The organism is Sphingomonas sp. NFX23, assembly GCF_049887795.1.
GTDB lineage: Bacteria > Pseudomonadota > Alphaproteobacteria > Sphingomonadales > Sphingomonadaceae > Sphingomonas.
The window spans coordinates 558,758-582,154 of record NZ_JAGEKH010000002.1; the positions used below are offsets into that span (position 1 = coordinate 558,758).

Sequence of the window (23,397 nt, forward strand, 5' to 3'; positions counted from 1 at the left end):
CGTCCCGGTAAGTCTGCGATAGCTAACTGTCGACGTGATAGGCTCCATGAACTGGCCCCCGTCTCACGCCAAAATTGTGGCCTTACTCCTAGTAGCGCTCCCTCTCTCGAGGGCGCTGTTCGTCGGAGTTAATCGCCCCGCGCCATTCAAGGTCGCGAGGCGCGTAGGCCACCGACCGGTGCACTAACAAACGAAGTATCAACGAGGCGCAAAGCAGGCGAGCAGTCCCTAGCGCGATTGCTGCGTGCCTCGCCCTCGCTCTACCGCTTCGCGATCAGCTCGCGACGAAGCACGTCTCGCCGGCTACGCGCAACCGACCGCAGATATCCGCCGCCTGATTCGCGCTGCCCGCGTTCACGCGGAGACGATACAGGGTACGGCCACCGGCTGCGACCGGCTGGACCGACTTCCCTAGCGCGCCGACATACGCGAACCGCTTCGAGAAGTTCGCCCAGGCGGCGTTGGCGACGGCCTCGCTGGGATAGGCACCAAGCTGAACCAGCGACCCACCGGTAGCCGTGCCAGTACCATTGGGCTTCGATGGCGCCAGGGGTGCCGCAGCAACCAGTCGACCACCCGAGGCCGGAACCTGCGCGACCGCATTGCGACCCGCGGCGTCATCGGGCTTAGCCGCAACCGCACGCTTGCCTGCAACCGGTGCTTCCGGCACGCCGCGCAGGTCGATCGCGCCGTTGCCCGATTTGCCCGCGCTGGTCGCGATCGCCGAGTCGCCCTCGCCCTTGACCTTCAGGCCACCGGCGTCGTCGGGCTTGACCTTGTAGTCGCCCTCCTGCGCGGCGATCATCTGGCCGTCGCCGGTCGGCGCGCGCTGCTGCAGCTTGTAGATACCGAAGATGATCGCGGCGAGCACCGCCAGGCCGAGCACGACCAGCGCGATGACGCGGCCGATGCCGACCGTATCCTGCTCGTCCGGCTCGACGGTTTCGAGCCAGGGGAGCCGGTCTTCCTCACGCAGATCCATGTCTTCGGCCATTACTTCATCTCCGAAACCGCTTCGACACCCATGATGGCGAGGCCATTATGAATAATCTGCCCTATAGCGGACGCCAAGAAAAGCCGTGCCGCGGTGGCCTGCGGATCCTCGACGACCAGGAAGCGACGATCGGGGCGATCGTTGCCGACATTCCACAGCGCATGGAAGGCCGCGGCCAAGTCGTAGAGATAGAACGCAATTCTATGCGGCTCGCGCGCCGTCGACGCGATCTCGACAAGCCGCGGGAACTGCGCCGCGAGCTGTACGAGCGCCAGTTCGTCCGTATCAAGCCGGGACAAATCGGCAGACATCGGCGTAATTCCCGCCTCTGCCGCGCGCCGATGCAGCGATGCGATCCGCGCATGCGCGTACTGGACGTAGAAAACCGGGTTGTCCTTCGACGCCTCGACCACCTTGGCGAAGTCGAAATCCATCTGCGCATCCGACCGCCGCGTCAGCATCGTGAAGCGCACGACATCCTTGCCGACCTCGCGCACGACGTCGGCCAGCGTGACGAAATTGCCCGACCGCTTCGACATCTTGACCGGCTCGCCGTTGCGCAACAGCCGAACCATCTGGACGAGCTTGACGTCGAACCGCGTCTTGCCGCCGGTCAGCGCCGCCACTGCCGCGACGATCCGCTTGACCGTGCCGCCATGATCCGCCCCCCAGATGTCGATCAGCTGGTCGGCGCTCTGGCTCTTCTGGAAATGATAGGCGAGATCGGCGCCGAAATAGGTCCAGGACCCGTTCGACTTCTTGATCGGGCGATCCTGGTCGTCGCCGAACTGCGACGAGCGGAACAGCGGCAGCTCGACCGGCTCCCAATCGTCGGGCGTCTCGCCCTTCGGCGCCTCGAGCACGCCGTCATAGACCAGGTCGCGCGCACGCAGTTCCGCCTCGGCCGCTTCCGGCTTCTTCGCAGCCTGAAGTTCGGCCTCGGATGCGAACACCTCGTGCTCGATCCCAAGCAGCGCAAGGTCGGCGCGGATCATCACCATCATCGCCGCGACCGCCTGCGTCCGGAAGATCGCCAGCCACTCGCTCTCGGGCGCGCCGACATAGCGGTCGCCGAACTCCTTCGCGAGCGACTGGCCGACGGGGACGAGATAGTCGCCCGGATACAGGCCCTCGGGGATCTCGACGGTCTCGCCGAGCGCTTCGCGGTAACGGAGGTGGACGGACCGCGCGAGCACGTCGACCTGCCCGCCGGCATCGTTGACGTAATATTCGCGGATCACCTTGTGACCGGCGAACTCCAGCAGGCTGGCGAGCGCATCGCCGACCACCGCGCCGCGGCAATGGCCCATGTGCATCGGGCCCGTCGGGTTGGCCGACACATACTCGATGTTGACCGTGATCCCGTCGCCCTGCTTCGACCGGCCATAGTCGGCACCAGCCTCGGGGATCGCGGCCAGTTCGGCGCGCCAGGCGTCGTCGGTCAGCTTCATGTTGATGAAGCCAGGGCCCGCCACGCTCGCCGAAGCGACGTCCTCGAGCTTCGACAGTTCGGCGACCAGCGCATCGGCGAGAACGCGCGGATTGGTCTTGGCAGGCTTGGCGAGGACCATCGCGGCGTTGGTTGCGAGATCGCCGTGGCTGGTGTCGCGCGGCGGTTCGACCGTGACGTTCTTGCGATCGAGACCAGCCGGCAGCGTTCCCGCTTCGGTCAGGGTGTCGAGCGCCGCATCAATATGCGCGGCGAAACGGGTGTAGAGCGTCATGGCAGTCCCGGTACGTCAAGGAAACGCGCGCTCTAGACCATCGCGGCGCGGCGCTCAATTTTAATCCCGTCGGAGGGGCGGCCGCCAGCACCGCCCGGCTAGATCCGCCACATCGGAAAGCCATCCCCGTTCCCCCGCGGACGCGGGGCCCCAGCTAAACCACGATCACCGCCCGAGATCCTGTGCCCCCGCGTTCGCGAGGGAACAGAAGTGGCGTCAGGCAGTAGGAAAGGATCTCAGACCCGCACCAACCCCTCGATCGCCGCGGTCTTCGCGCTCGCAGGAAACAGCGCGGCCATCGCCCGCTCCGGCTCGACGCCAAAATGCGACGAGACCGCTCCGCCGATAAACGCATCGAGCTGCATCGTCGGCTTCAAATCGCGTGCCTCGTACAGCGCAGCAGGGGCGAGGCTCGGCCAATCCGACACCACCCTGCCCCCCTTCACGGCGCCGCCAAACAGCATCGCAGACGTGCCCGTCCCGTGATCCGTCCCCCCGGTGCCATTGACCGCGACGGTCCGTCCGAACTCGGTCGCGACCAGCACCATCGTGTCTGCCCATAATGGCCCGAGCCCCGCCTGCAACGACGCGACCATCGCATCGAGGCCCTTCAACTGCGCGGTGAGGCGGCCACGCTGGCCGGTGTGCGTGTCCCAGCCGCCGGTCTCGATCATCGCGATCCGCGCGCCGGTGTCGGGCTTGAGCAACCGCGCGGCGAGCGCACCGGTCGCGGCGGCATTACGCCCGCCGTCCTGCGCGAGATCGCTGGTGAGTTGCCGTGTCGCCATCGCCTCGTTCCACAAGCCGTGGAGTTGCTGGTCGCCCTCGTACAGCATCGCCACGCGTTGCAGCAGGTCGTCGGACGCGTCGGGCAAGCTCGACGGCGCATAAGACGCCACCTCGCGCCGCCCTCGCAACGCCATCGGCACGGTCGCCGCGACCGCAATCGCACGTGCCTCGTCCGCAGGCAGCACGCCAAGCAGCCGGTTCAGCCAGCCGTCGCGGACCTGATACGCACTCGCGCCCCCCGTCTCGAGCACGTTCTGGCCGTCAAAATGCGAGCGATCCCGGTAGGGCGAGGCGATCGCGTGCGCGAACAACGCCTGGCCTTGCGTGTAGAGCCCGGCACTCGCGGTCATCGCCGGATGCAGCGTGAACATGCCGTCGAGCTTGGCGCCCGTCGCAAAGTCCGCCGCGAGATCGCCACGCACGCCTGCAAACGCCGGGTCGCCGACCGCCCCGATCGTCCCGAGACCATCGGCCGCGCCGCGCTGGATGATGAACACGAACCTTTTGTCGGTCGCCGCACGCGCGAAGGCGATGCGCGGTGCAAAGGCCGACGCCAGCACGCCGAGCGTACCGGTCGAGAGGAAGGAACGACGGTCAAGCATGACTATCTCCGCAGCGATTCTGGAGCGACGAGCAACAGCGCGAGCGCCTGTGCCGGGCTTTCCGCGCGCGACAGACCCTGCGCGGTAGTGGGGCTGAGCGAGGCAGGAAACAGCCTCGGCGCCAACGCTCGCGCATCGACCGGTCCGGCGCGCGCCGCGAACCGCTCCGCCGCCTCGACCCGTCGCATGATCGCATCGGGCCCGGCCCAGGCTGCGGCGACGTCGTCATACCCGATCGGCTGCCCCGGCTGCCAGATCGGCTGGCCGAGCTGGTTCATCATCCCCACCGTGACGCCGGGCTGGACCGTCGTCGTGCCGAGCGCGCGCTGGGTCGAGACATACCATTCCCAGGGCGACTTGAACTTCACCGGCCGGGTCACCCAAGCCTCGGGCGACGCAACCAGCGCGCGGTACACCGTCGGCAGGTCACCGCCCGATTTCAGGAACGCCGTCTTTAGCCGTGCGACCATCGCCGGGGGCGGCGCATCGCCGGCAAAATGCCGCGCGAGCTTGGTCGCCATGTGCGTCGCGGTCGCCGGGTGGACGGCCAGGTCGGAGAGCACCGCCTGCGCCTGCGCCTCCCCCGCCGCGGGATAGAGCTTGCCCATCACGGTGCGATCGCCGGGCTGATGAACGTCGTCGAGAAACAGGAACGCGCCCGCGCGCGAGTCGTCCTGCATGCGCGCGCCGGGACCACGACCGATCCCCGCGACCGTCCAGCCGGTCATCGCGCGCGCGAACTCGGTGACGTCGGCCTGACTGTAACCGCTGCGGACGCCGAGCGTGTGCAACTCCATGATCTCGCGCGCGAGATTTTCGTTCAGCCCGGTGCGGCGTCTGGTCTTCCGAACGGCGAACGCACTGTCCGGGCCGATCGACACCGCCTGATCGAGATACAGCAGCATCGCCGGATGGCGCTCGACCGCGTTCAGCATGTCGGCGAACTTGCCGAGCACATGCGGGCGGATCGCCTCGAACTCCATCGGCCCGGCAAGCGCCATCACCTCGAACTTCTCCGTCGAGACCGCGAAATGGTTCGCCCAGAAATGCACGAGACGCTCGACGAACGGTACGTCGCCGGTCAGCGCCGCCATCGTCCGCGCCGCGACCGCCGCGCCATAATCGTTGCGGCTCTGCTTGCCGATGACTTGTCGCGCTTCCTGTCGTGCGGCCGCGCCTGGATCGATCGCCCCCGGCGCCATGGGGGCCTGAGCCATGCTTGAGGGTGCAACGCCCGGCGACACGGGTGCGGGGCTCATCGCGCCGGACATCGTTGGAGCGGCGACCACGGGTTTCCCGTCCATGCCGATCGCGGCTTTCGGCGTGCGCGGACCGAATTGCGCCCTGATCGCCTTTTCCTGCGCATAATAAGCGACGAGACCTGTTGAGATGCCCGCCGTCGTAGGCGCGCTCGAGATGACAGGTGGCCGCGGCTCGAACCGTTCGCACTGCGCTAGCACCCACTTCGCCGGATCGCCGACGATAGCATCACCCGGCCTCGCGCCGAGGCCGAACCGATTGAGCGCGATACTGGAAGCAGACACGACATTTCTCCTTCGCGTTCGAGTGTACGCGGCAATTGTCGTGGAAGTATGTCACCCGCCGCGCTGGTCGCATGCAGGGGGCCGTTCATCGTTGCAGTTGATGCAATCGCGACGGATCGGTTTGCAATTGCAACTCATGCTGCACCGCAATATTTCACTGACTCGAGAGTTGGGTGAAAGACCTGATCCGGCTCGACGCACTTCGGGAGATACGATCATGCGCACGACCATCAAGATCATCGCAGCAGCAGCGGCCGCCCTCACCTCGACGATCGGCATGGCCGCCGACGGCAAGCAGAGCTTCGTCCATGAGGGCAGCACGTACGTCTATACCTCGACGCAGGACCATGGCCGCCAGGTCATCGACGGCCGTCGCTATCCGTCGGGCCAGAAGTTCCACCTGATCGTTCGCGGTGACCGCGTATCGGGTGTCTCGGCCGGCGTCCCGGTCGCGTTCAAGACCAACGAAGCCAACGGCGCGGCTGGCGGGATCGCTTCGGTCACGCGCTGAGCCGACTGGGTTTTAGTGATTGCAGCGGCGGTCGGACTTCGGTCCGGCCGCCGTTTTGCGTTTGGTGCGATTTACTGTTTCGATCCTCCCCCGCCAGGGGGAGGTGGCTGGCACTTGCCGGACGGAGGGGGAGGTAAGCGCCGACATCGGTTGCGCGTCCTCCCCCTCCGTCACCTTCGGCGCCACCTCCCCCTGGCGGGGGAGGATCAGTCGCTCAGAACCCCTCGGGCAAGTCGATCGGGCCGACCAGTTCGCGGTAGCGCGATACCGCATACCGATCCGTCATCCCTGCGATGAAGTCCGCGATATGCCGGCTGCGATGGGGGTCTTCGGTCGGCAGCCGTTCGCGCCATTCCTCGGGGATCGTCGCCGGATCGTCACGGTACACCGCGATCAGCCCCGACACGATCCCATGCGCCGCATCCGCCGCCGCGAGCTGGCGCGGGTGGTGATAGAGGTTGGCGTACATGAACCGCTTCAGGTCGCGCTCCGCCTCGCGCATTTCGGGCGAGAAGCCCACCAGGCACTGCCCCGCATCGCGGACGTCGTCGACGCTGGTGACGCCGCTCGCCGCGATCCGCTGGCGCGTCTCGGCGATCAGGTCGTTGACCATCGTCCCGATCTGCGTGCGGACGAGCTCGCCGACCAGGCGCTTCGGGTCGATATCTGGGAAGCGCCGCCGCACGTCGTCCCAGCCGCGCGTGACCAGCGGTACGGCGAGCATCTGGTCGAGCGTCAGCAGCCCTGCGCGCAGGCCATCGTCGATGTCGTGATTGTCGTAGGCGATATCGTCGGCGATCGCCGCGACCTGCGCTTCGAGGCTCGAGAAACTGGTCAGAGCGAGTGGGTATTCCGCGTCCGCCGTCGCCAGCGCCCAGCCCGGATGCCGCACCGGGCCGTTATGCTTGGCGAGGCCTTCGAGCGTTTCCCATGTCAGGTTCAGCCCGTTCCACAACGGGTAAGGCCGCTCGATCGTCATCAACGTGCGCAGCGTGTGGCCGTTGTGATCGAAGCCGCCTTGGCCGGTCAGCGCCGCCTTCAGCGCATCCTCGCCGGCATGGCCGAACGGCGGATGGCCGATGTCGTGTGCTAGACAGAGCGCCTCGGTCAGGTCCTCGTTCAGCGCCAGCGTCCGCGCGATCGTACGGCCGATCTGCGCGACCTCAAGGCTGTGCGTCAGGCGGACGCGGAAATGATCGCCATCGGGCGCCATGAACACCTGCGTCTTGTGGCGCAGACGACGGAAGCTGATCGAGTGGATGATGCGGTCGCGGTCGCGCTGGAAGGCGTCGCGCGGCCCGCGCGTGGACCCGTTCTGTTCCTCGTGAAGCCGTCCTTTGCTGCGCGCCGGGTCCGATGCCCAGGGCGCGCGGTAGCTCACTTGGCCGGCAGCTTCGTGATGATTTCGCCCGGATCGCTGGTGAAGGTGAACGTCGGGACGCCTTCCTTGGCGAGCTGATTGACGAACGTGCGTGCCTCGGCATCGGTCTTGAACGGGCCGGCGAGCACGCGGTTGGTCGCCTTCCACGGCGCAGTCCAGCCGCCGCGAGCGCCGAACACGGTCGGGGCCTTGGCCTTCGCCTTCTTCCACGCCTTGGGCAGATCGCCCTCGGTCGCGCCGGTCGACACCTGAACCCAGGTCCGCGCAGGATTGGCACGCGCAATCCGCTTTTCCTCGGCCGCAGCCTTGTCGGCGGCAAGCTTCTCGGCGGCGGCGGCCTTCTTCTCGGCAAGCGCCTTCTTGTCGGCGATCGCCTTTTTCGCCGCGGCCTTCTTGTCGAGCGCCGCCTTCTTGTCGGCGGCGAGCTTGTCCGCAGCCAGCGTCTTCGCCGCGATCGCCTTGGCTGCAGCGTCGCGCTCGGTCTTGGCCTTTGCCTCGGCGAGCACACGCTCGGAGTCATCGGAGACCGGGATAGCGGCGGGGGTCACGACCGGCGCGGGATGCATCGGCGCGACGTCGAGCTCGGACGCGGGGATCGACAGGCCCGCGACGATCCGCGCGAGGATCGAGTCCTCGCTCGCGGCGACCGCGTGGGTGCGTGGCGACGATGTGGCGGCTACCGGCGCGGGCGTGGACGAACTGGTGAAACCGGGCGCCGGCGTCTCGGCGCTGGCACTCTGCGTTGGGGCGACCTGCTGAACAGGTGCCTGCTGTATCGGAGTCGGTAGCGGCGAAACCGACGGCGCCGCTGCTGCCGACGCTGCGAGCGCATTCGCCGCGCGGGTCGGATCGAGTTTTGCCTGTCCCAGCGGGATCGCCGCCATCTGCGTGGCTACGCTCTGCGGAAGCGTTCCCGTCGTCGATGGCGCCGGGACGGTACGAGCGACAGACGATGGGCTAGGCTGGATAGTGGCCGAGACTACCGAGTTCGTTTCCGCAGCCGGATTGGTACGAATGCCCTGAGCCACAACGTTCGGTGCTGAATAGCTTGGTTGCGAAGGCTGAACGGTCCGCGCCGGAAGCGGCTGGACCGTCTGCATCGGCGCTGCTGCGAGCTGGACGGGGGCGGCGTCCGGGGTCCGAGCTGGAACCGTGGTGAGCGTACGCGGCGCGGTGATCGTCGGCGGGACCGGTGCCGACGTCGTCACGGGTACTGGTGTTGACGACGGTCGAGTCACCGCTGCCATCTGGACTCGATCGCGGCTCGACCGGCGATCGCGTTTGTCCTTCTTGCCGGTGCTTGCCGTGACCACCGGCTGTGGCGTTACGGCTGCCATCATTACCGGCGCGGTCGGATCTGCGGCTAGAATGCCCAACGGTGGCGCCATCCGTGCATCCGCGAGGCGGGCTGGCGTCGCATGGACCTCACCGAAATGGACCGCGAAGGCGCGGTCGCTTGCCGGTAGGTTGGGCAGGCGTTGAAAGAAGGGTTGCAGGCCTTGCGCGGTGCCCGATGGCATCATCGTGGTCGCGATCTTCTCGGCCCCGGCGACATCCCCGTTCATCGCGAGGATGAAGGCGCGGGATCGCCATGCGCCGCGATCGCTCTTCAGCAGAAGCGGATTGAGCTGCTGGACCGCCAGTTCGGGCTTGCCCGAGATACCGAGCGACAACGCATAGCGCCGCGTCGTCTCGTCGTCGGGGGCATCGCGGAGTGCCACGCGGTAGTCGCGCTGTGCCCGATCCTGCTGGCCGATCAGGTCGTAGGCGAGGCCGCGGTCGGCGGCGAAGTTGCGCGGATCGAGGCCGAGGCCCTCCGCCTGCGCATAATAGCGAAGCGCTTCGCCCGGACGCTCGGACCGGACGAGGATCGACGCCATTCCCGCCTTCGCTCGACCGTCGCGCGGGTTCACTTTTTCGGCGCGCGCGAACAATGCCGCGGCACCGCTGAGATCGCCAAGGCCCATCGACAGATCGCCCGCCTTGATCAGCGCGTCGATGTTGCGCGGGTTGCTCGCGAGCTGGCGCATCACGTCGCCAAGCTTGTCCGCGTCGGTGGTGCCGGGGATCGCCTGCACGACGGCTTGCGCGGACGCGACAGCTGGCACGGCCGCGAGCACGAGGGCCAGCGCAGCGGTCAGGAGATGATGGGAGGACCGGGTCATGAGGATCATCTGTCTAGACGCCAGCCCGACCGAACCGGCAATGTCTTGCACGCATGCGCGCGGCGAACTGGGCTGGAGCGACGACGAATGCAGGGTTTTGCGTACGCAAGCGCGGTAGCCCTGGTTGGCATGCCCTCACCCTTCGCCGCCTCTGGCGTGTCCCCCTCTCCCGATGGGAGAGGGGAGGTCAGGGCTGGATCGTGCAAGATATTGATAAGTCGAGATGTTCCCGACTTACTGGTTGTTCTGACGATGCAGGAAGCGGGGGATGTCGAGCGGGTCCTGGGGAGCCGCTTCGCCGTCTTCCTTCGCAGCACCGCGTGCCGCATTCGACATGCGCTCGAACAACGTACCGCCAAGCTTCACGCGCGGTGCAGCCGGAACCGCCTCGGGGGCAGCCTCAGCGCCTGGAGCTAGCCAGCGGCGACGTGCACCACCTTCGTCCGCAGCCGGCGTCGGCACCGGAACAGCCGGCGCGACCGGCGCGCGAGCCGCCGGTACGGACGATGCCGACGCCGGACGCGCGATCGGACCGCGGCCGTAGGGCTCTTCGCCGTAGGTGCGCGGGGCGGGTGCCGGCTGCGGCGCAGGAGCAACCGGCGCAGGCGCGGCCTGCGGCACGATCGTCTCGGTACCGAGCACGAGTTCGTCATTCGACTTGGACGACGACGGCTCGACTTCCGACGACGCGTTCAGGTCGAGCGGCTCTTCGTCGGCGGACGACGCGGCGGGTGCAGCCGACGACGCGGCAGGCTCGCTCGGACGGAACGAGGTGTTCTCGTCGGTCTTGCGCGATCCGAAGCTGAACGAGCGGGTCGGCTCGGGCGCAACTTCCGGAGGGCGCGCATCGGCGTCGATCCCGGTCGCGACGACCGAGACGCGAATCTTGCCTTCGAGCTCCTGGTTGAACGCCGAACCCCAGATGATGTTGGCATCGGGATCGACCAGGTCGCGGATATGATTCGCGGCTTCGTCGACTTCGAGCAGACGCATGTCGTCGCCGCCGGTGATCGAGATGATGACGCCCTTCGCGCCGCGCATGCTGACGCCTTCAAGCAACGGGTTCGAGATCGCCTTCTGAGCAGCCTCAAGCGCGCGGTTGTCGCCGCTAGCCTCGCCGGTGCCCATCATCGCCTTGCCCATCTCTTGCATCACCGAGCGGACGTCGGCGAAATCGAGGTTGATGAGGCCCGGCATCACCATCAGGTCGGTGATGCTGCGGACGCCCTGCTGGAGCACCTCGTCCGCCATCGTGAACGCTTCCTTGAAGGTCGTGTTCGCGTTGGCGATGAGGAACAGATTCTGGTTCGGGATGACGATCAGCGTGTCGACATACTTCTGCAGCTCGTCGATGCCGCCCTCGGCCGACTTGGCGCGACGGTTGCCCTCGAACGCGAACGGCTTGGTCACCACGCCCACGGTCAGGATGCCCATGTCGCGCGCCGCCTTGGCGATGACCGGTGCCGCGCCCGTACCCGTACCGCCGCCCATGCCGGCGGTGATGAAGCACATGTGCGCGCCTTCGAGCATCTTGGCGAGCTGATCGATCGTCTCTTCGGCGGCTGCGCGACCGATCTCGGGACGCGAGCCGGCGCCGAGACCCTGTGTGATCTTGGTGCCGAGCTGGATCCGCTGCGGTGCGGTCGACTGCTTCAACGCCTGCGCGTCGGTGTTCGCCACAAGGAAGTCGACGCCCTGGACGTCGGCCCGCATCATGTTGGCGATCGCGTTGCCGCCCGCGCCGCCGACGCCGATCACCGCGATGCGGGGGGCCAGATCGTCCACTTCGGGACTAAGGAATTCGATGCTCATCGCCGTTCTCCGCACAACCCGGTAGATACGCTACGGCCGGGCCCCTGATTAATCTGTGTGCACCAACGTCACGGCCTGTTCCAGCCGAAATAACGCCAGCGCCCTCGAAACTCTTAATAATTCGCGCGTGCCGCCTGAATCAACTTGCGCATCATGCCCATACCCTTTGGCCGATGCACCGTCGTCCGCTGCGGCGCGAGCCCGCGAAGGTCGATCGGGTTGGTCGCCGCATAGAAGGCCAACCCCGCTAGCGTCGCGAACGCCGGTCCGCCATGCGCTTCCGGCAGCGCGGTCAGGCCACGCGGTCGACCGATCCGCACCGACCGCCCGAGCGCCTGTTGCGCATAGTCGGCGATGCCCTTCAGCTCGGCACCACCGCCGGTCAGCACGACCTGACGCCCGACCGGCCCCTCGAACTTCAGCTTGGTGAGCGCGTTTCGCACTTCGCCCATCTGATGCTCGAGCCGCTGGCGGATCACGCCGATCAACTGCGCCTTGGTGATCTGAGCCCCCTCGCCCGCGCCGTCCTCGGCGGATATCGGCATGACCGGGATCATGTCGTGATTATCGCGAGGGCTGGCGTTGGCCGATCCGTGGAAGCACTTCATCCGCTCGGCATTCTGCCGCCGTGTGCCGAATGCGCTGGCGATATCGTCGGTAATGTCCTGCGCGCCGATGGGGATCGAGGTCAGCCCGACCAGCATGCCGCCGGCGAACAGCGACACGTTGGTGATCCCCGCCCCCATCTCGACCAGCGCGACGCCAAGCTCGCGCTCCTCGTCGCTGAGACACGCGAGCCCGGTCGCGACCGGCGAGGCGATGATCGACTTCACTTCGAGATGCGCCGATCGCACGCACAGATCGAGGTTGCGCACCGGCGAACCGTCCGCCGCGACGACATGGATATGCACACCAAGCCGATCCGCGTGCAGACCGAGCGGCGTCTTCACCCCCGTCAGCCCGTCGAGCGTATAGAGTGCCGGCTGCGCGTGCAGCACCATGCGGCCCTGCGGATCGATCGAGTTGCGCCCCGCAGCGAGCAACGCATCGATATCCTGCTGTTCGACGCGGTGGCCGCCAAGCTCGAACTCGACCTCGGCGACGTCGGACACGAGCCCGCCGGCCGAGAAACCGACCCAGACATTCTCGATGTTGATCCCCGCGATCCGCTCGGCCTGCTCGACCGCCTCGCGCACTGCCGCTTCGGTCGTCGCCATGTCGGCGATATAGCCGCGCTTGACGCCACGGCTCTCGCGCTGGCCGGTGCCGAGCACGATCAGCTCGCCGCCGTCCCCCTTCTGCGCGATCATCGCCGAAACCTTCGACGACCCGATATCGAGCGCCGTGATCAGCCCTTCCGGTGCCACCTTCGCCATATCATCCCTCCCCGCCCGTTACGTTCGCGCCCGCCGTTTGCGACGGAGTATTCGTAGTCTCGCCCGTTGCCGGCACGCTTGCCCCCGCGCTGGCAGGTGCCGGCACGTCGACGCTGTGCGCCAGGCTCGCACCCGGTTTGCGCGCGACCAGCTTGGTCGGATCGCGCATGTCGAACCGGATCCATCCGCGCCCGAGCAGCGGCCGCGCGCCGTCCAGTTCGGCGAACTTCACCAGCGCGCGCGGCGCACCGTCTTCCGGCAGCGCCAACGTCTCGCCGCTCTCGAACGTCAAATCCCAGCGTCGATTGCCGACCCAGGTCGCTGCCTTCACGCGCGGCTTGAGCGCAGGCGCGGCGGCGAGCAGCGTCTGGTACGACGCCTCCTGCCGATCCGCGCCGGGCCCGATCACCAACGGCAAATTCGGGATCGCGTCGGGCTGGACCGGCTCCAGCAGCACGCCCGAAGAATCGATCAGCGTGAGCTGGCCGTTGTCCTGCCACACCGCGGCGGGGGTCCGCTCGACGATATCGACCAGCATCGTGTTCGGCAGCCGCCGCGACACATGCGCGTCCGCGATCCAGCCATAGCGCAGCAGCTTCTGCCGCACCGCCTCCAGGTCGACCGACAGCATCGACGTCTGGTTCTGCTTGTCCTCCAGCGCGACCGCATAGACCGACATTCGGTCCATCCGCTTGAGGCCGGTGACCTCGATCTGCTCGACCTTGAAGCCCGCGCGCCCGGCGCCCTCGGCCACCGCCGCGCCGATCATGCCGGGAATGCCGACCCACGTCGCCGCCGCGATCGCGACCGCACCACCCGCGCCGAGGATCGACCACGTCGCGATCTTGCGCAGCGTGTCCTCGCTGACCGGGAGCATCCCGACCAGCCGGTCCATCACCGACACCTTCTTGACCGCGACCTTCCGGCGCGGGGCGGGCCGCTTGGGCGGCGGACCTCGCTTGATCGTGCGGCTCATGGGGAGGGGTGATCCGCGATCGCCTCGTCGACGATCGCCTGGACCAGTTCGGCATAGCTCATGCCGATGTGCCGCGCCTGTTCGGGGACTAGGCTCAGCGGGGTCATGCCCGGCTGCGTGTTCACTTCGAGCAGGAACAGCCCGTCGACCCCGCGCTCGTCATCCCAGCGGAAGTCCGACCGCGACGCGCCCTTGCAGCCAAGCAAACGGTGCGCTTCGAGCGCGAGGCTCTTGCAGGCGTCGGTGATCTCGTCGGGAATCTCCGCCGGGCAGACGTGCACCGTCATCCCGTCGGTGTATTTCGCGTCGTAGTCGTACCAGCCGCTCTTGGGCTTCAACTCGGTCACGCCGAGCGCCTTGCCGCCGAGCACCGCGGTCGTCAGTTCGCGCCCACGGATATACGGCTCAGCGAGCAGTTCCTCGAACTCGCCCCACGGCCCAACGCTATCGCGCGCGATCGGATTGCCGTAATTGCCACTGTCGGTGACGATCGCCACCCCGACCGACGAGCCCTCGTTGACCGGCTTCAAAACATAAGGCCGAGCCATCGGATCGCCCTCGAACAGGTCCGCCGACTTGACGATCCGCCCACCTGGCATCGGCACGCCCGCGGGGACCAGCAACAGCTTGGTTAGCACCTTGTCGATCGCGATCACCGACGTCGCGAGCCCCGAATGCGTGTACCGCAGGCCCATCAGGTCGAGCAGACCCTGCACCGAACCGTCCTCGCCGGGAGTGCCGTGGAGCGCGTTGAACACGAGATCGGGCTTTGCCTCGGCGAGCTTGGCGGCAACATCCCGCCCCATATCGATGCGCGTGACCCGGTGGCCGAGCGACTCAAGCGCATCCGCACAGCCATTGCCCGACATCAGCGAAACCTCACGCTCCGCCGACCACCCGCCCATGAGCACCGCGATATGAAGAGCCGCACTCACTTCGCGACCCCTACCCGCTGGATTTCCCATTCCAACGTCACCCCCGAATGCACCTTCACTCTGTTCCGTACCTCTTCACCCAGCGCCTCGATCTCGGCGCTCGACGCGGACCCGAGGTTCAGCAGGAAATTGCAATGCTTCTCGCTGACCTGCGCATCACCGCGAGTCAGCCCCCGACACCCGGCCGCGTCGATCAACGCCCACGCCTTGTGCCCCGCGGGATTCTTGAACGTCGACCCGCCCGTCCGCGAACGGAGAGGCTGCGAAGCCTCACGCTCGGCGGCGATCCGGTCCATCTCCGCACCGATCACGGCTGGTTCGCCGGGCGTGCCGGAGAATACGGCTTCGACCACGACGGCTCCCGCGGGCAGGTCCGAATGACGATAGGTGAACCCGAGTTTCTCAGCGGACCAAGTCTCGACCGAACCGTCGCGCGTGACCACGGTAGCCTCAACCAGGATATCGCTGACATCCCGTCCATAAGCGCCCGCATTCATCCGCACAGCGCCACCAACAGTCCCCGGGATTCCGCGAAGAAACTCAAGCCCGGCAATTCCAGAATCGCGCGCGGCGCTGGCGACGGTGATGCCCATCGCACCAGCCCCAGCCCGAACGCGCCCGTCCTGCAAAGAAACCTTCGCCATCGCCTTGGGAAGACGCACCACGACCCCCGGCACGCCGCCATCGCGCACGATCAGGTTTGAGCCGACCCCGACCGGCAGCACGGGCATGGAGGGATCGAGATCGCGCAAATATGCCGCTAGATCGGCCGCCGTATCGGGTCGCACCAGGGTCTCTGCTGGCCCACCAGTCCGAAACCAAATGAAGGCCGCCAGCGAAGCCCCAGCCTCGACCTTGATTCCCCTCCCGCTTGCGGGAGGGGTTAGGGGAGGGAGTGACATAGCCGAGCCCGGGCCGTCGGAGGAGGCCGAAGCCCCTCCCCCGCCCCCTCCCGCAAGCGGAGCAGAAGCGCGAGCACTCACGCCAGCACCTTCGCACGTTCGGCAGCGATCGCGTCGGCGAGGCCAGCCGCCCACTTCGTGATGTCGCCAGCGCCGAGGCACACGACCATGTCATCCGCCTCGATCGTCGCCGCCAGTTCCACCGCCAGCGCGTCAGCGTCAGCAACCACACCCGCGAACCGGTGCCCGCGCCGCTTCAACCCCTCGACCAGAGCCGCCGCATCGACACCCTCCACAGGCGCCTCGCCCGCCGCGTAGACCGGCGTCACCAGCACCCGATCCGCGTCGTTGAACGCAGTCTGGAAGTCCTCCATCAGATTGCCAAGTCGCGAATACCGATGCGGCTGCACGACCGCGATCACACGACCCTTCACGCCCTCGCGAGCCGCCGCCAGCACGGCGCGAATCTCGACCGGATGATGCCCGTAATCGTCGATGATCGTGACACCAGCCACTTCGCCGACCTTGGTGAACCGCCGCTTCACGCCGCCGAACTTGGCAAACCCCTGCTGGATCGTCGCATCCGCAATTCCCAGTTCCAGAGCCACCCCGATCGCCGCCAGCGCGTTCTGCACGTTATGACGACCCGGCATCGGCATCTCGATTCCCATGATCGTCCGCGTCGCCCCATCACGCTCGCGCACCACGCAATCGAAGCGGTTGCCGCCCGGGACCGGCGTAACCTCGACGCCGCGGACATCCGCCTGCGCCGAGAAACCGTACGTCACCACGCGACGATCGCGCACCCGCGGCAGGATCCCCTGCACCTCCGGATGATCGAGACACAGCAACGCCGCGCCATAGAACGGCACGTTCTCGACGAACTCGACGAACGCATCCTTCACTGCGTCGAACGAGCCGTAATGATCGAGATGCTCCGGATCGATGTTGGTAACGACCGCGATCGTGCCGTCGAGCCGCAGGAAGCTGCCATCGCTCTCGTCCGCCTCGACGACCATCCAGTCGCTCGCGCCCAGCCGCGCGTTCGAGCCGTACGAGTTGATGATCCCGCCATTGATGACCGTCGGATCGACCCCGCCCGCATCGAGCAATGCTGCAACCATGCTGGTCGTCGTCGTCTTGCCATGTGTGCCCGCGACCGCGACGGTCGACTTCAACCGCATCAATTCGGCCAGCATTTCAGCGCGCCGCACCACTGGTACGCGCGCGTTCAATGCCGCCTCGACCTCGGGGTTCGAGCGCACGATCGCGGTCGAGACGACCACCACCGCGGCATCGCCGATGTTAGACGCGGCATGGCCGATCGCCACCGGAATGCCCTTGTCGCGCAACCCCTGCACGACATAGCCCTCGGCCACGTCCGACCCCTGCACGCGGTAGCCGAGGTTCTTCATCACCTCGGCGATGCCCGACATGCCGATCCCACCGATGCCGACGAAGTGGATCGTGCCGATATCCGTTGCGACACCCTTCATGCGAACTGCGCCTTGGGCTTCGAGGGCGCGCCGACCGGAATCCGCGACAACGGTGCATCCAGGCTCTCGACCAGATCGGCCAGATCGCTCGCCGCATTCGGCCGCCCGCAACTCCGCGCGCGGCCCGCCGCATTCTGCAACGCCGCTGGATCGAGCCCGAGTTTCTGCATCTGCTTGGCCAGTTCCACTGCGGTAAAGTCTCCCTGCGCGATCGTCCGCGCGCCGCCCGCCCGCGTGATCTCGCGCGCGTTCACGGTCTGATGATCGTCGGTCGCACCTGGCAGAGGCACCAGGATCGCCGGACGCCCCGCCGCGGTCAGTTCCGAAATCGTCGAAGCGCCTGCACGCGCAATCACTAGATGCGCCCAGGCCAGTTGCTCGGGCATATCGGGTAGATACGTTGCCAGCTCGGCCGGAATATGATGCTCGGCATACTTGGCGCGGACCGCGTCGATATCCTCGATCCGCGCCTGATGCGTCACCTGCAACCGCCGCCGAAACGTCACCGGCAGCATCGCCAGACCGTCGGGCACGACTTGGCTCAGGATGCTCGCACCCTGGCTGCCACCCGTCACGAGCACGCGAAAAATCCCGTCTTCCTCCAGCAACGGATACGGCCGCGAGCGCAGCGCCAGCACTGCCTCGCGCACCGGGTTGCCGACCAGATGCGCCTTGCCCAGCAGCTTCGGCGCGAGGCGCTCGGTCGGCTCGGACGAGGTCGCGATCGCATCGACGCGCCCCGCGACGAAACGGTTCACGCGACCCAGCACCGCGTTCTGCTCATGCACCGCGGTCGGAATCTTGTCCGCGAACGCCGCCAGCAACGCCGGCAACGCAGGATAGCCGCCAAAGCCGATCACCGCGGCGGGCTTGAAGGTCCGGTACAGCTCGCGCGCCATTGCCCGCCCGCGCCACATCTCCCGCGTGGCCCGGGCCCAACCGAGCGGCCCGCCGGTAAAGCGCCCAGCCGGCAGGACATGCGTCTGGATGTCCTCGAACAGCCCCGGAAAGCGCACGCCGCGCGCATCGCTGACCAGCGCGACGCGGTGGCCGCGCTTGGTCAGCTCGGCCGCGAGCGCCGCAGCCGGGACCATGTGTCCGCCGGTGCCACCGGCTGCTAGGACATAATGCTTACTCATTCACCACTCCAGCGGACGACATAGGGGCTCCGCGTGAGAAACGGATTGCGTCGGGTAAACGCCAGCAGCAACCCCATGCCGACCGACAACGCGATCATCGACGACCCGCCATAGCTGATGAACGGTAGCGTCATACCCTTCGAGGGCGCGAGACCGGTGTTCACCGCCATGCTCACCAGCGCCTGCGCACCGAACTGTGTCGCCAACCCGGCGGAGGCGAGCAGCTTGAATTCGTCTTGCTCGTCCAGCAGCTTGACGAACACGCGCACGACGATCGCGAGGAAGATCACGGCGATCACCGAGCACGCGATCAGCCCGAACTCCTCGCCGATCACCGAGAAGATATAGTCGGTATGCGCCTCGGGCAGCCCAAATTTCGCCGCACCCGCGCCGGGGCCTGTGCCGGTCCAGCCGCCCGCGGTCAGCGTATTATGCGCCGCATTCGTCTGAAAATGGTCGCCCGCGCCCTCGCCCTCGACACCCGGAAACAGGAACGCATCGATCCGCGACCGCGCCACGCCGTAGAAGACATAGGCGGCAATCAGCCCCGCCGGCGCCATCGCGACAAGGCCGAGCATAACCTTGGCCGGCGTCCCCGCGATCATCAGCAGCGCCATCCACACCGAGCAGAAGATAATCGTCTGGCCGAAATCGGGTTGCAACATCAACAGCACCGCGACGCCCGCGGTCATCGCGCCGGTGATCAGCACAGTCGGCAGCTCGGCATCCTTCGCGCGCAGCGACAACAGCCACGCGACCGTGACGATGAACAGCGGCTTCAGGAACTCGGAAGGCTGGAACTGCGCGAAACCGACGCCGAGCCAGCGCCGTGCGCCATTCGCCTCGACCCCGATAAACGGCGTCACCATCAGCATCAGCACGAACAGCGCGCACCCGCCGATCGCCATCCGCCGCGCCATCGAGACGGGCATCATCGACACGCCGAACAGCACGGGCAAGGACACGCCGACCCACATCAACTGCCGCCAGAAATAGTAGAGCGGCGCGATCTTGTGATGCTCGCCCGAATAGCGAACCGCGCTCGCCGGCGATGCGGCGGCGACCGCAATCAGGCCGATCGCGATCAGGAACAGCGTCAGCAGCAGGAGCATCCGGTCGATATCCCAGAACCACGTGCCGAGCGGCGACTGATCGCCCCGCCCGCCGCGCCGCTTCATCTTGGCGACGATGCTGGTCTTCGGTGTGCCCATGTCAATGGTTCCAGCGCGGATATCGGTCATGCCAGCGACTCCACCGCGGCGCGGAACGCGGCCCCGCGCGCTTCGTAATCGCGAAACTGGTCGAAGCTAGCACAGGCGGGGGATAACAAAACAGTGTCGCCGGGCTTGGCGTTTGCGGCGGCAGTGCGGACCGCTGCGTCGAGCGTACCGACGTTCTCGACGGGCATGGAATCTTTCAGGATTTCGGCGAACTTCGGGCCAGCCTCGCCGATCGTGTAGGCGTGGACGACGTGGCCGAAGGCGGGCTTGCAGGCGTCGAGGTCGTCGCCCTTCGCGCGCCCACCGACGATCCAGTGAACCCGGTCGAACGCGGCAAGTGCAGGCGCGGTACTCTCGGGATTGGTCGCCTTGCTGTCGTCGACATAGGCAACGCCGTCATATGAGGCGATCTGCTCCATGCGGTGGGGAAGGCCGGTGAAGCTCGTGAGGCCACGGTCGATATCGACTTCGCTTACACCCAGCGCCTTGACCACGGCGATCGCGGCGAGTGCGTTCTGAGCGTTGTGCGGGCCCTGGAGCGTCGGCCAGTTGCCCTGATCCATGCACACGCCCGGGGCGATCTTGGTCAGGTGCTCGCCCTTCGACGACAGCCCACGCGCGATCTCGGCGGACGGCGCATCGGCGATGCCGATGACCGCGTCATGCTCGGCAGACTGCATCGCGAACAGCCTCGCCTTGGAGGCCGCATAACCCTCGAAGCCGTCATAGCGGTCGAGATGGTCCGGCGTGATGTTCAGCAGCACCGCGACGTCGCAATCGAGCGTCTGCGTCAGGTCGATCTGGTAGCTCGACAGTTCGAGCACATAGACGCCGCCCTCCGGGAGCGCTTCCTGTTCGAGGATCGGCAGGCCGATGTTGCCGCCCATCAGCGTGGGGATGCCGGCGGTCTTGAGGATGTGGTGGACGAGCGCGGTGGTGGTCGACTTGCCGTTGGTGCCGGTGATGCCGACGACCTTGTGCGGGGGGAGGTCTGCGCGGGCCTGCGCGAAGAGCTCGATGTCGCCGATTACGGGGACGCCTGCCGCGCGCGCCGCGGCGGCAAGCGGATGCGTGTTCAACGGCACTCCCGGCGACACGACCAAAGCGTCGAATCCCGAAAGATCATCGAGCGGCGCGACTTCTAAGAGCCCTCTCCCCGCAGGGGAGAGGGAGCAAAGACGGCACGCTTCGACTCGTCCGAGTCCCACGCGACGACCTGCGCCCCACCAGCCACCAACGCCCGCACAGTCGCAGCCCCGGACCGCGCCAGCCCCAGCACCGCATAGCGTTTCCCGCGCCAGGCCTGCGCAACAATCACCGCAGCTTCAACGTCGAAAGGCCGACCAGCGCCAGCACCAGCGCGATGATCCAGAAGCGGATCACGACGGTCGCCTCGGCCCAGCCGAGCTGTTCGAAATGATGGTGGATCGGCGCCATCCGGAACACACGCTTGCCGGTGCGCTTGTAGAAGAACACCTGGATGATCACCGACAGCGCCTCGATCACGAACAGGCCGCCGATGATCCCCAGCACGATCTCATGGTGCGCGACGACCGCGATCGTCCCCAGCGCACCTCCCAGAGCCAGCGACCCGGTATCGCCCATGAACACCGCGGCCGGCGGCGCATTGAACCACAGGAACGCCAAGCCAGCCCCAACGATTGCCCCACAGAAGATCGCCAGTTCACCCGCGCGAGGCACATGCGGAATGCCGAGGTAATCGGCGAACTTCACGTTTCCGACGAGGTACACGATCACCATGAACGCGACGCTGGCGATGATCACCGGCATCGTCGCCAGCCCGTCGAGCCCGTCCGTCAGGTTCACCGCATTACCGAACGACACGATCGTGAACGCCGCGAACACCGGGAAGAACCAGCCCAGATCCAGATACATGCGCGAGGTGAACGGCAGATACAGATGCGGACCGTTCTGCGACATGATGATCGTCGCGGCGACACCGGCGATGATGAACTCGAGCAATAGACGCGTGCGCCCGCTAATCCCCGCGGTGCTCGCCTTGCGCACCTTGTCATAGTCGTCGAGGAACCCGATCGTCCCGAAGCCGAGCGTCACGAACAGGCAAGCCCAGACATACGGGTTGCTCAGGTCCATCCACAGGAAGATGGCGAGGCACATCGAGGTCAGGATCATCAGCCCGCCCATCGTCGGCGTGCCGCGCTTCGACAGGTGCGACTGCGGGCCGTCGGCGCGGATCGGCTGGCCCTTGCCCTGCCGCACGCGCAACCAGCCGATGAACTTCGGCCCGATGATCAGGCCGATGATCAACGCGGTCGCGACCGCACCCCCGGTCCGCACCGTCTGATAGCGGATGAGGTTCAGCAGGCCGGGAAACCCCAGATGCTCGGCGAGCCAGTACAACATTCAGTTAATCCCGCCTTTGAGGCCAGCCTGGAGACCCGCTACGACGCGCGCGAGGCCAACCCCGTTCGATCCCTTGACGAGCACGACATCGCCCGGCGCCAGGATCGTCCGTAACGACGCGAGCGCGGCCGCAGCGTCGCCCACATGGACGGTTTCGATCTGTCCCTCAAGCACCTGTGCTAGCGGCGCCATCGCTTCACCGGCGAGCAGCGCCATTTCGACGCGCGCGGCGAGGATCGGCTCGGCCAGAGCCGCGTGATAGTCATCGGAGCTCTCGCCCAGTTCGCGCATCTCGCCGAGCACCGCGATGTGGCGGCCGAGTTCATGCCCGAGGACGCTGAGCGTCGCGCGCATCGAGGCTGGGTTGGCGTTGTAGCTTTCGTCGATCACAAGCGCCTGGCCTTCGCCAACGGTAACCAGCGACCGCGCGCCACGGCCTTGCAGCCCACCGAGTTCGGCAAGTGCCAGCCCGGCCAATCCAAGATCACTGCCGGCCGCCTGCACGCACGCCAGCACGCCGAGCGCGTTCGATACCCAATGCGCGCCGGGCTGCGCGATCGTGAAGCTCAGCTCGTGCTCCGCCCCCTGCCCCATCCGCGCGGTGACGAACGTCCCCCCGGTCGGCAGCCGCATCGCCTCGATCGCGCGGACATCGGCGCCCTTTTCGCTGCCGAACGTCACGATGTGCGCGGCGTGTGGTGCGGCGTGTCCGAGCAGTCGGTCGCGGTGCGGGCTGTCATAGGGCACGATCGCAGTCCCGCCCGGTTCGAGCCCGGCAAAGATCTCCCCCTTGGCATCAGCGATCGCACTTTCGTCTGGGAAGAACGCGGTATGCGCGGGCGCAATCGCGGTGATCATAGCGATGTGTGGCCGGACGAGCTGCGTCAGTTCGGCGAGTTCGCCGGCATGGTTCATCCCCATCTCGAACACGCCGAACTTCGCGTCGCGCGGCATGCGCGCGAGGCTGAGCGGGACGCCGGTGTGGTTGTTGTAGCTTTTGACCGAGCGGTGCACGTCGCCGGGTGCGGCGCGGTCGAGGCAGGCGAACAGCGCTTCCTTGGCGCTGGTCTTGCCGACGGAGCCGGTGACGCCGATGATCTTCGCTCCGCTCCGAGCCCGGCTCGCCCGCCCAAGCGCCTGGAGGGCGACGAAGCTGTCGGCGACTAGAACGTGCGGATGGTCGCAGGGTTCGGACACGATCGCCCCAGCTGCGCCTTGGATAAAGGCTTGGTCGAGGAAGCGGTGGCCATCGCTGGCCTCGCCCTTCATCGCGATGAAGAGGTCGCCCGGGCCAACCTCGCGCGAGTCGAACGCAACGCCGCTGACGGAGAAGTCGCCTGACGCCATGCCACCGGTAGCGGTCGCGATCTCGAGTGAAGTCCAAAGACTCACTGCTCCCCTCCCGCCTGCGGGAGGGGTCGGGGGAGGGGCTGACCAAACAGACCG

Annotated in this window: 17 protein-coding genes and 1 pseudogene; 1 reads left to right on the forward strand and 17 read right to left on the reverse strand. The window is 66.9% G+C overall.

From position 1 onward, the window contains the following. Positions 1–274: 274 nt before the first annotated feature. From J4O76_RS06560 to J4O76_RS06575, 4 genes are all read right to left on the reverse strand, one after another. Positions 275–994, reverse strand: a complete 720-nt coding sequence (locus J4O76_RS06560) for an SPOR domain-containing protein (protein ID WP_426280948.1) — start codon at positions 992–994, stop codon at positions 275–277. Continuing rightward, positions 994–2,718, reverse strand: a complete 1,725-nt coding sequence (gene argS / locus J4O76_RS06565; RefSeq protein ID WP_426280949.1) for an arginine--tRNA ligase — start codon at positions 2,716–2,718, stop codon at positions 994–996. Before argS ends, J4O76_RS06560 begins: the two co-directional genes overlap by 1 nt. Positions 2,719–2,954: 236 nt before the next feature. Beyond that, positions 2,955–4,109, reverse strand: a complete 1,155-nt coding sequence (locus tag J4O76_RS06570; protein ID WP_426280950.1) for a DUF1501 domain-containing protein — start codon at positions 4,107–4,109, stop codon at positions 2,955–2,957. Positions 4,110–4,111: 2 nt separating this feature from the next. After that, positions 4,112–5,653: a DUF1800 domain-containing protein gene (locus tag J4O76_RS06575; protein ID WP_426280952.1), complete on the reverse strand. Its 1,542-nt coding sequence runs from the start codon at positions 5,651–5,653 to the stop codon at positions 4,112–4,114. A 217-nt stretch (positions 5,654–5,870) separates the two neighbouring features. Here J4O76_RS06575 and J4O76_RS06580 point away from each other — a divergent pair, with 217 nt between their 5' ends. Further along, positions 5,871–6,164 carry a hypothetical protein gene (locus J4O76_RS06580; RefSeq protein WP_056486630.1) on the forward strand — a complete coding sequence of 98 codons (294 nt, stop codon included), beginning with the start codon at positions 5,871–5,873 and terminating at the stop codon, positions 6,162–6,164. Between the two features lie 214 nt (positions 6,165–6,378). Here J4O76_RS06580 and J4O76_RS06585 read toward each other — a convergent pair whose 3' ends face one another. The 13 genes and pseudogenes from J4O76_RS06585 to J4O76_RS06645 form a co-directional block, all read right to left on the reverse strand. Further along, the gene (locus J4O76_RS06585) at positions 6,379–7,545 is read right to left on the reverse strand and encodes a deoxyguanosinetriphosphate triphosphohydrolase (protein WP_426280953.1); all 1,167 of its coding nucleotides are present in this window, start codon (positions 7,543–7,545) and stop codon (positions 6,379–6,381) included. Beyond that, on the reverse strand, positions 7,542–9,710 hold the full coding sequence (locus tag J4O76_RS06590; RefSeq protein ID WP_426280955.1) for an SPOR domain-containing protein: 2,169 nt from the start codon (positions 9,708–9,710) through the stop codon (positions 7,542–7,544). Before J4O76_RS06590 ends, J4O76_RS06585 begins: the two co-directional genes overlap by 4 nt. 234 nt (positions 9,711–9,944) lie before the next feature. Further along, the gene (gene ftsZ, locus J4O76_RS06595) at positions 9,945–11,522 is read right to left on the reverse strand and encodes a cell division protein FtsZ (protein WP_426280956.1); all 1,578 of its coding nucleotides are present in this window, start codon (positions 11,520–11,522) and stop codon (positions 9,945–9,947) included. 113 nt (positions 11,523–11,635) lie between these two features. Beyond that, positions 11,636–12,898, reverse strand: coding sequence for a cell division protein FtsA (gene ftsA / locus J4O76_RS06600; RefSeq protein ID WP_056051322.1), 1,263 nt, complete (start codon positions 12,896–12,898; stop codon positions 11,636–11,638). Between the two features lies 1 nt (position 12,899). Beyond that, a complete protein-coding gene (locus J4O76_RS06605; RefSeq protein ID WP_107961708.1) occupies positions 12,900–13,874 on the reverse strand; it encodes a cell division protein FtsQ/DivIB in 975 nt (324 codons plus the stop codon). Further along, a complete protein-coding gene (locus tag J4O76_RS06610; protein WP_426280957.1) occupies positions 13,871–14,809 on the reverse strand; it encodes a D-alanine--D-alanine ligase in 939 nt (312 codons plus the stop codon). Before J4O76_RS06610 ends, J4O76_RS06605 begins: the two co-directional genes overlap by 4 nt. Further along, complete coding sequence (gene murB / locus J4O76_RS06615; RefSeq protein ID WP_426280958.1) at positions 14,806–15,711, reverse strand: UDP-N-acetylmuramate dehydrogenase; 906 nt, start codon at positions 15,709–15,711, stop codon at positions 14,806–14,808. The genes J4O76_RS06610 and murB overlap by 4 nt, the downstream gene beginning before the upstream one ends. A 77-nt stretch (positions 15,712–15,788) precedes the next feature. After that, the gene (gene murC / locus J4O76_RS06620; RefSeq protein ID WP_426280959.1) at positions 15,789–17,207 is read right to left on the reverse strand and encodes a UDP-N-acetylmuramate--L-alanine ligase; all 1,419 of its coding nucleotides are present in this window, start codon (positions 17,205–17,207) and stop codon (positions 15,789–15,791) included. Continuing rightward, entirely contained in the window at positions 17,204–18,346 is a 1,143-nt protein-coding gene (gene murG, locus J4O76_RS06625; RefSeq protein ID WP_056486645.1) for an undecaprenyldiphospho-muramoylpentapeptide beta-N-acetylglucosaminyltransferase, read from the reverse strand. The genes murC and murG overlap by 4 nt, the downstream gene beginning before the upstream one ends. Further along, positions 18,343–19,524, reverse strand: coding sequence for an FtsW/RodA/SpoVE family cell cycle protein (locus J4O76_RS06630; RefSeq protein ID WP_060526809.1), 1,182 nt, complete (start codon positions 19,522–19,524; stop codon positions 18,343–18,345). The genes murG and J4O76_RS06630 overlap by 4 nt, the downstream gene beginning before the upstream one ends. Positions 19,525–19,583: 59 nt before the next feature. Next, a pseudogene (gene murD, locus J4O76_RS06635) lies at positions 19,584–20,884 on the reverse strand (UDP-N-acetylmuramoyl-L-alanine--D-glutamate ligase). Next, complete coding sequence (gene mraY / locus J4O76_RS06640) at positions 20,881–21,951, reverse strand: phospho-N-acetylmuramoyl-pentapeptide-transferase (RefSeq protein ID WP_056051331.1); 1,071 nt, start codon at positions 21,949–21,951, stop codon at positions 20,881–20,883. The pseudogene murD and the gene mraY overlap by 4 nt, the downstream one beginning before the upstream one ends. Continuing rightward, the gene (locus tag J4O76_RS06645; RefSeq protein ID WP_426280961.1) at positions 21,952–23,343 is read right to left on the reverse strand and encodes a UDP-N-acetylmuramoyl-tripeptide--D-alanyl-D-alanine ligase; all 1,392 of its coding nucleotides are present in this window, start codon (positions 23,341–23,343) and stop codon (positions 21,952–21,954) included. It lies immediately after the preceding gene. Positions 23,344–23,397 lie beyond the last annotated feature (54 nt).

What these genes read in the sequence shown, in the direction of transcription:
- ftsZ (WP_426280956.1), bottom strand. Translation starts at nt 11,522, where the DNA reads ATGAGCATCGAATTCCTTAGTCCCGAAGTGGACGATCTGGCCCCCCGC.
- J4O76_RS06570 (WP_426280950.1), bottom strand. Translation starts at nt 4,109, where the DNA reads ATGCTTGACCGTCGTTCCTTCCTCTCGACCGGTACGCTCGGCGTGCTG.
- murG (WP_056486645.1), bottom strand. Translation starts at nt 18,346, where the DNA reads ATGAGTAAGCATTATGTCCTAGCAGCCGGTGGCACCGGCGGACACATG.
- J4O76_RS06630 (WP_060526809.1), bottom strand. Translation starts at nt 19,524, where the DNA reads ATGAAGCGGCGCGGCGGGCGGGGCGATCAGTCGCCGCTCGGCACGTGG.
- J4O76_RS06605 (WP_107961708.1), bottom strand. Translation starts at nt 13,874, where the DNA reads ATGAGCCGCACGATCAAGCGAGGTCCGCCGCCCAAGCGGCCCGCCCCG.
- J4O76_RS06580 (WP_056486630.1), top strand. Translation starts at nt 5,871, where the DNA reads ATGCGCACGACCATCAAGATCATCGCAGCAGCAGCGGCCGCCCTCACC.
- argS (WP_426280949.1), bottom strand. Translation starts at nt 2,718, where the DNA reads ATGACGCTCTACACCCGTTTCGCCGCGCATATTGATGCGGCGCTCGAC.
- murC (WP_426280959.1), bottom strand. Translation starts at nt 17,207, where the DNA reads ATGAAGGGTGTCGCAACGGATATCGGCACGATCCACTTCGTCGGCATC.
- J4O76_RS06560 (WP_426280948.1), bottom strand. Translation starts at nt 994, where the DNA reads ATGGCCGAAGACATGGATCTGCGTGAGGAAGACCGGCTCCCCTGGCTC.
- murB (WP_426280958.1), bottom strand. Translation starts at nt 15,711, where the DNA reads ATGTCACTCCCTCCCCTAACCCCTCCCGCAAGCGGGAGGGGAATCAAG.
- ftsA (WP_056051322.1), bottom strand. Translation starts at nt 12,898, where the DNA reads ATGGCGAAGGTGGCACCGGAAGGGCTGATCACGGCGCTCGATATCGGG.
- J4O76_RS06590 (WP_426280955.1), bottom strand. Translation starts at nt 9,710, where the DNA reads ATGACCCGGTCCTCCCATCATCTCCTGACCGCTGCGCTGGCCCTCGTG.
- mraY (WP_056051331.1), bottom strand. Translation starts at nt 21,951, where the DNA reads ATGTTGTACTGGCTCGCCGAGCATCTGGGGTTTCCCGGCCTGCTGAAC.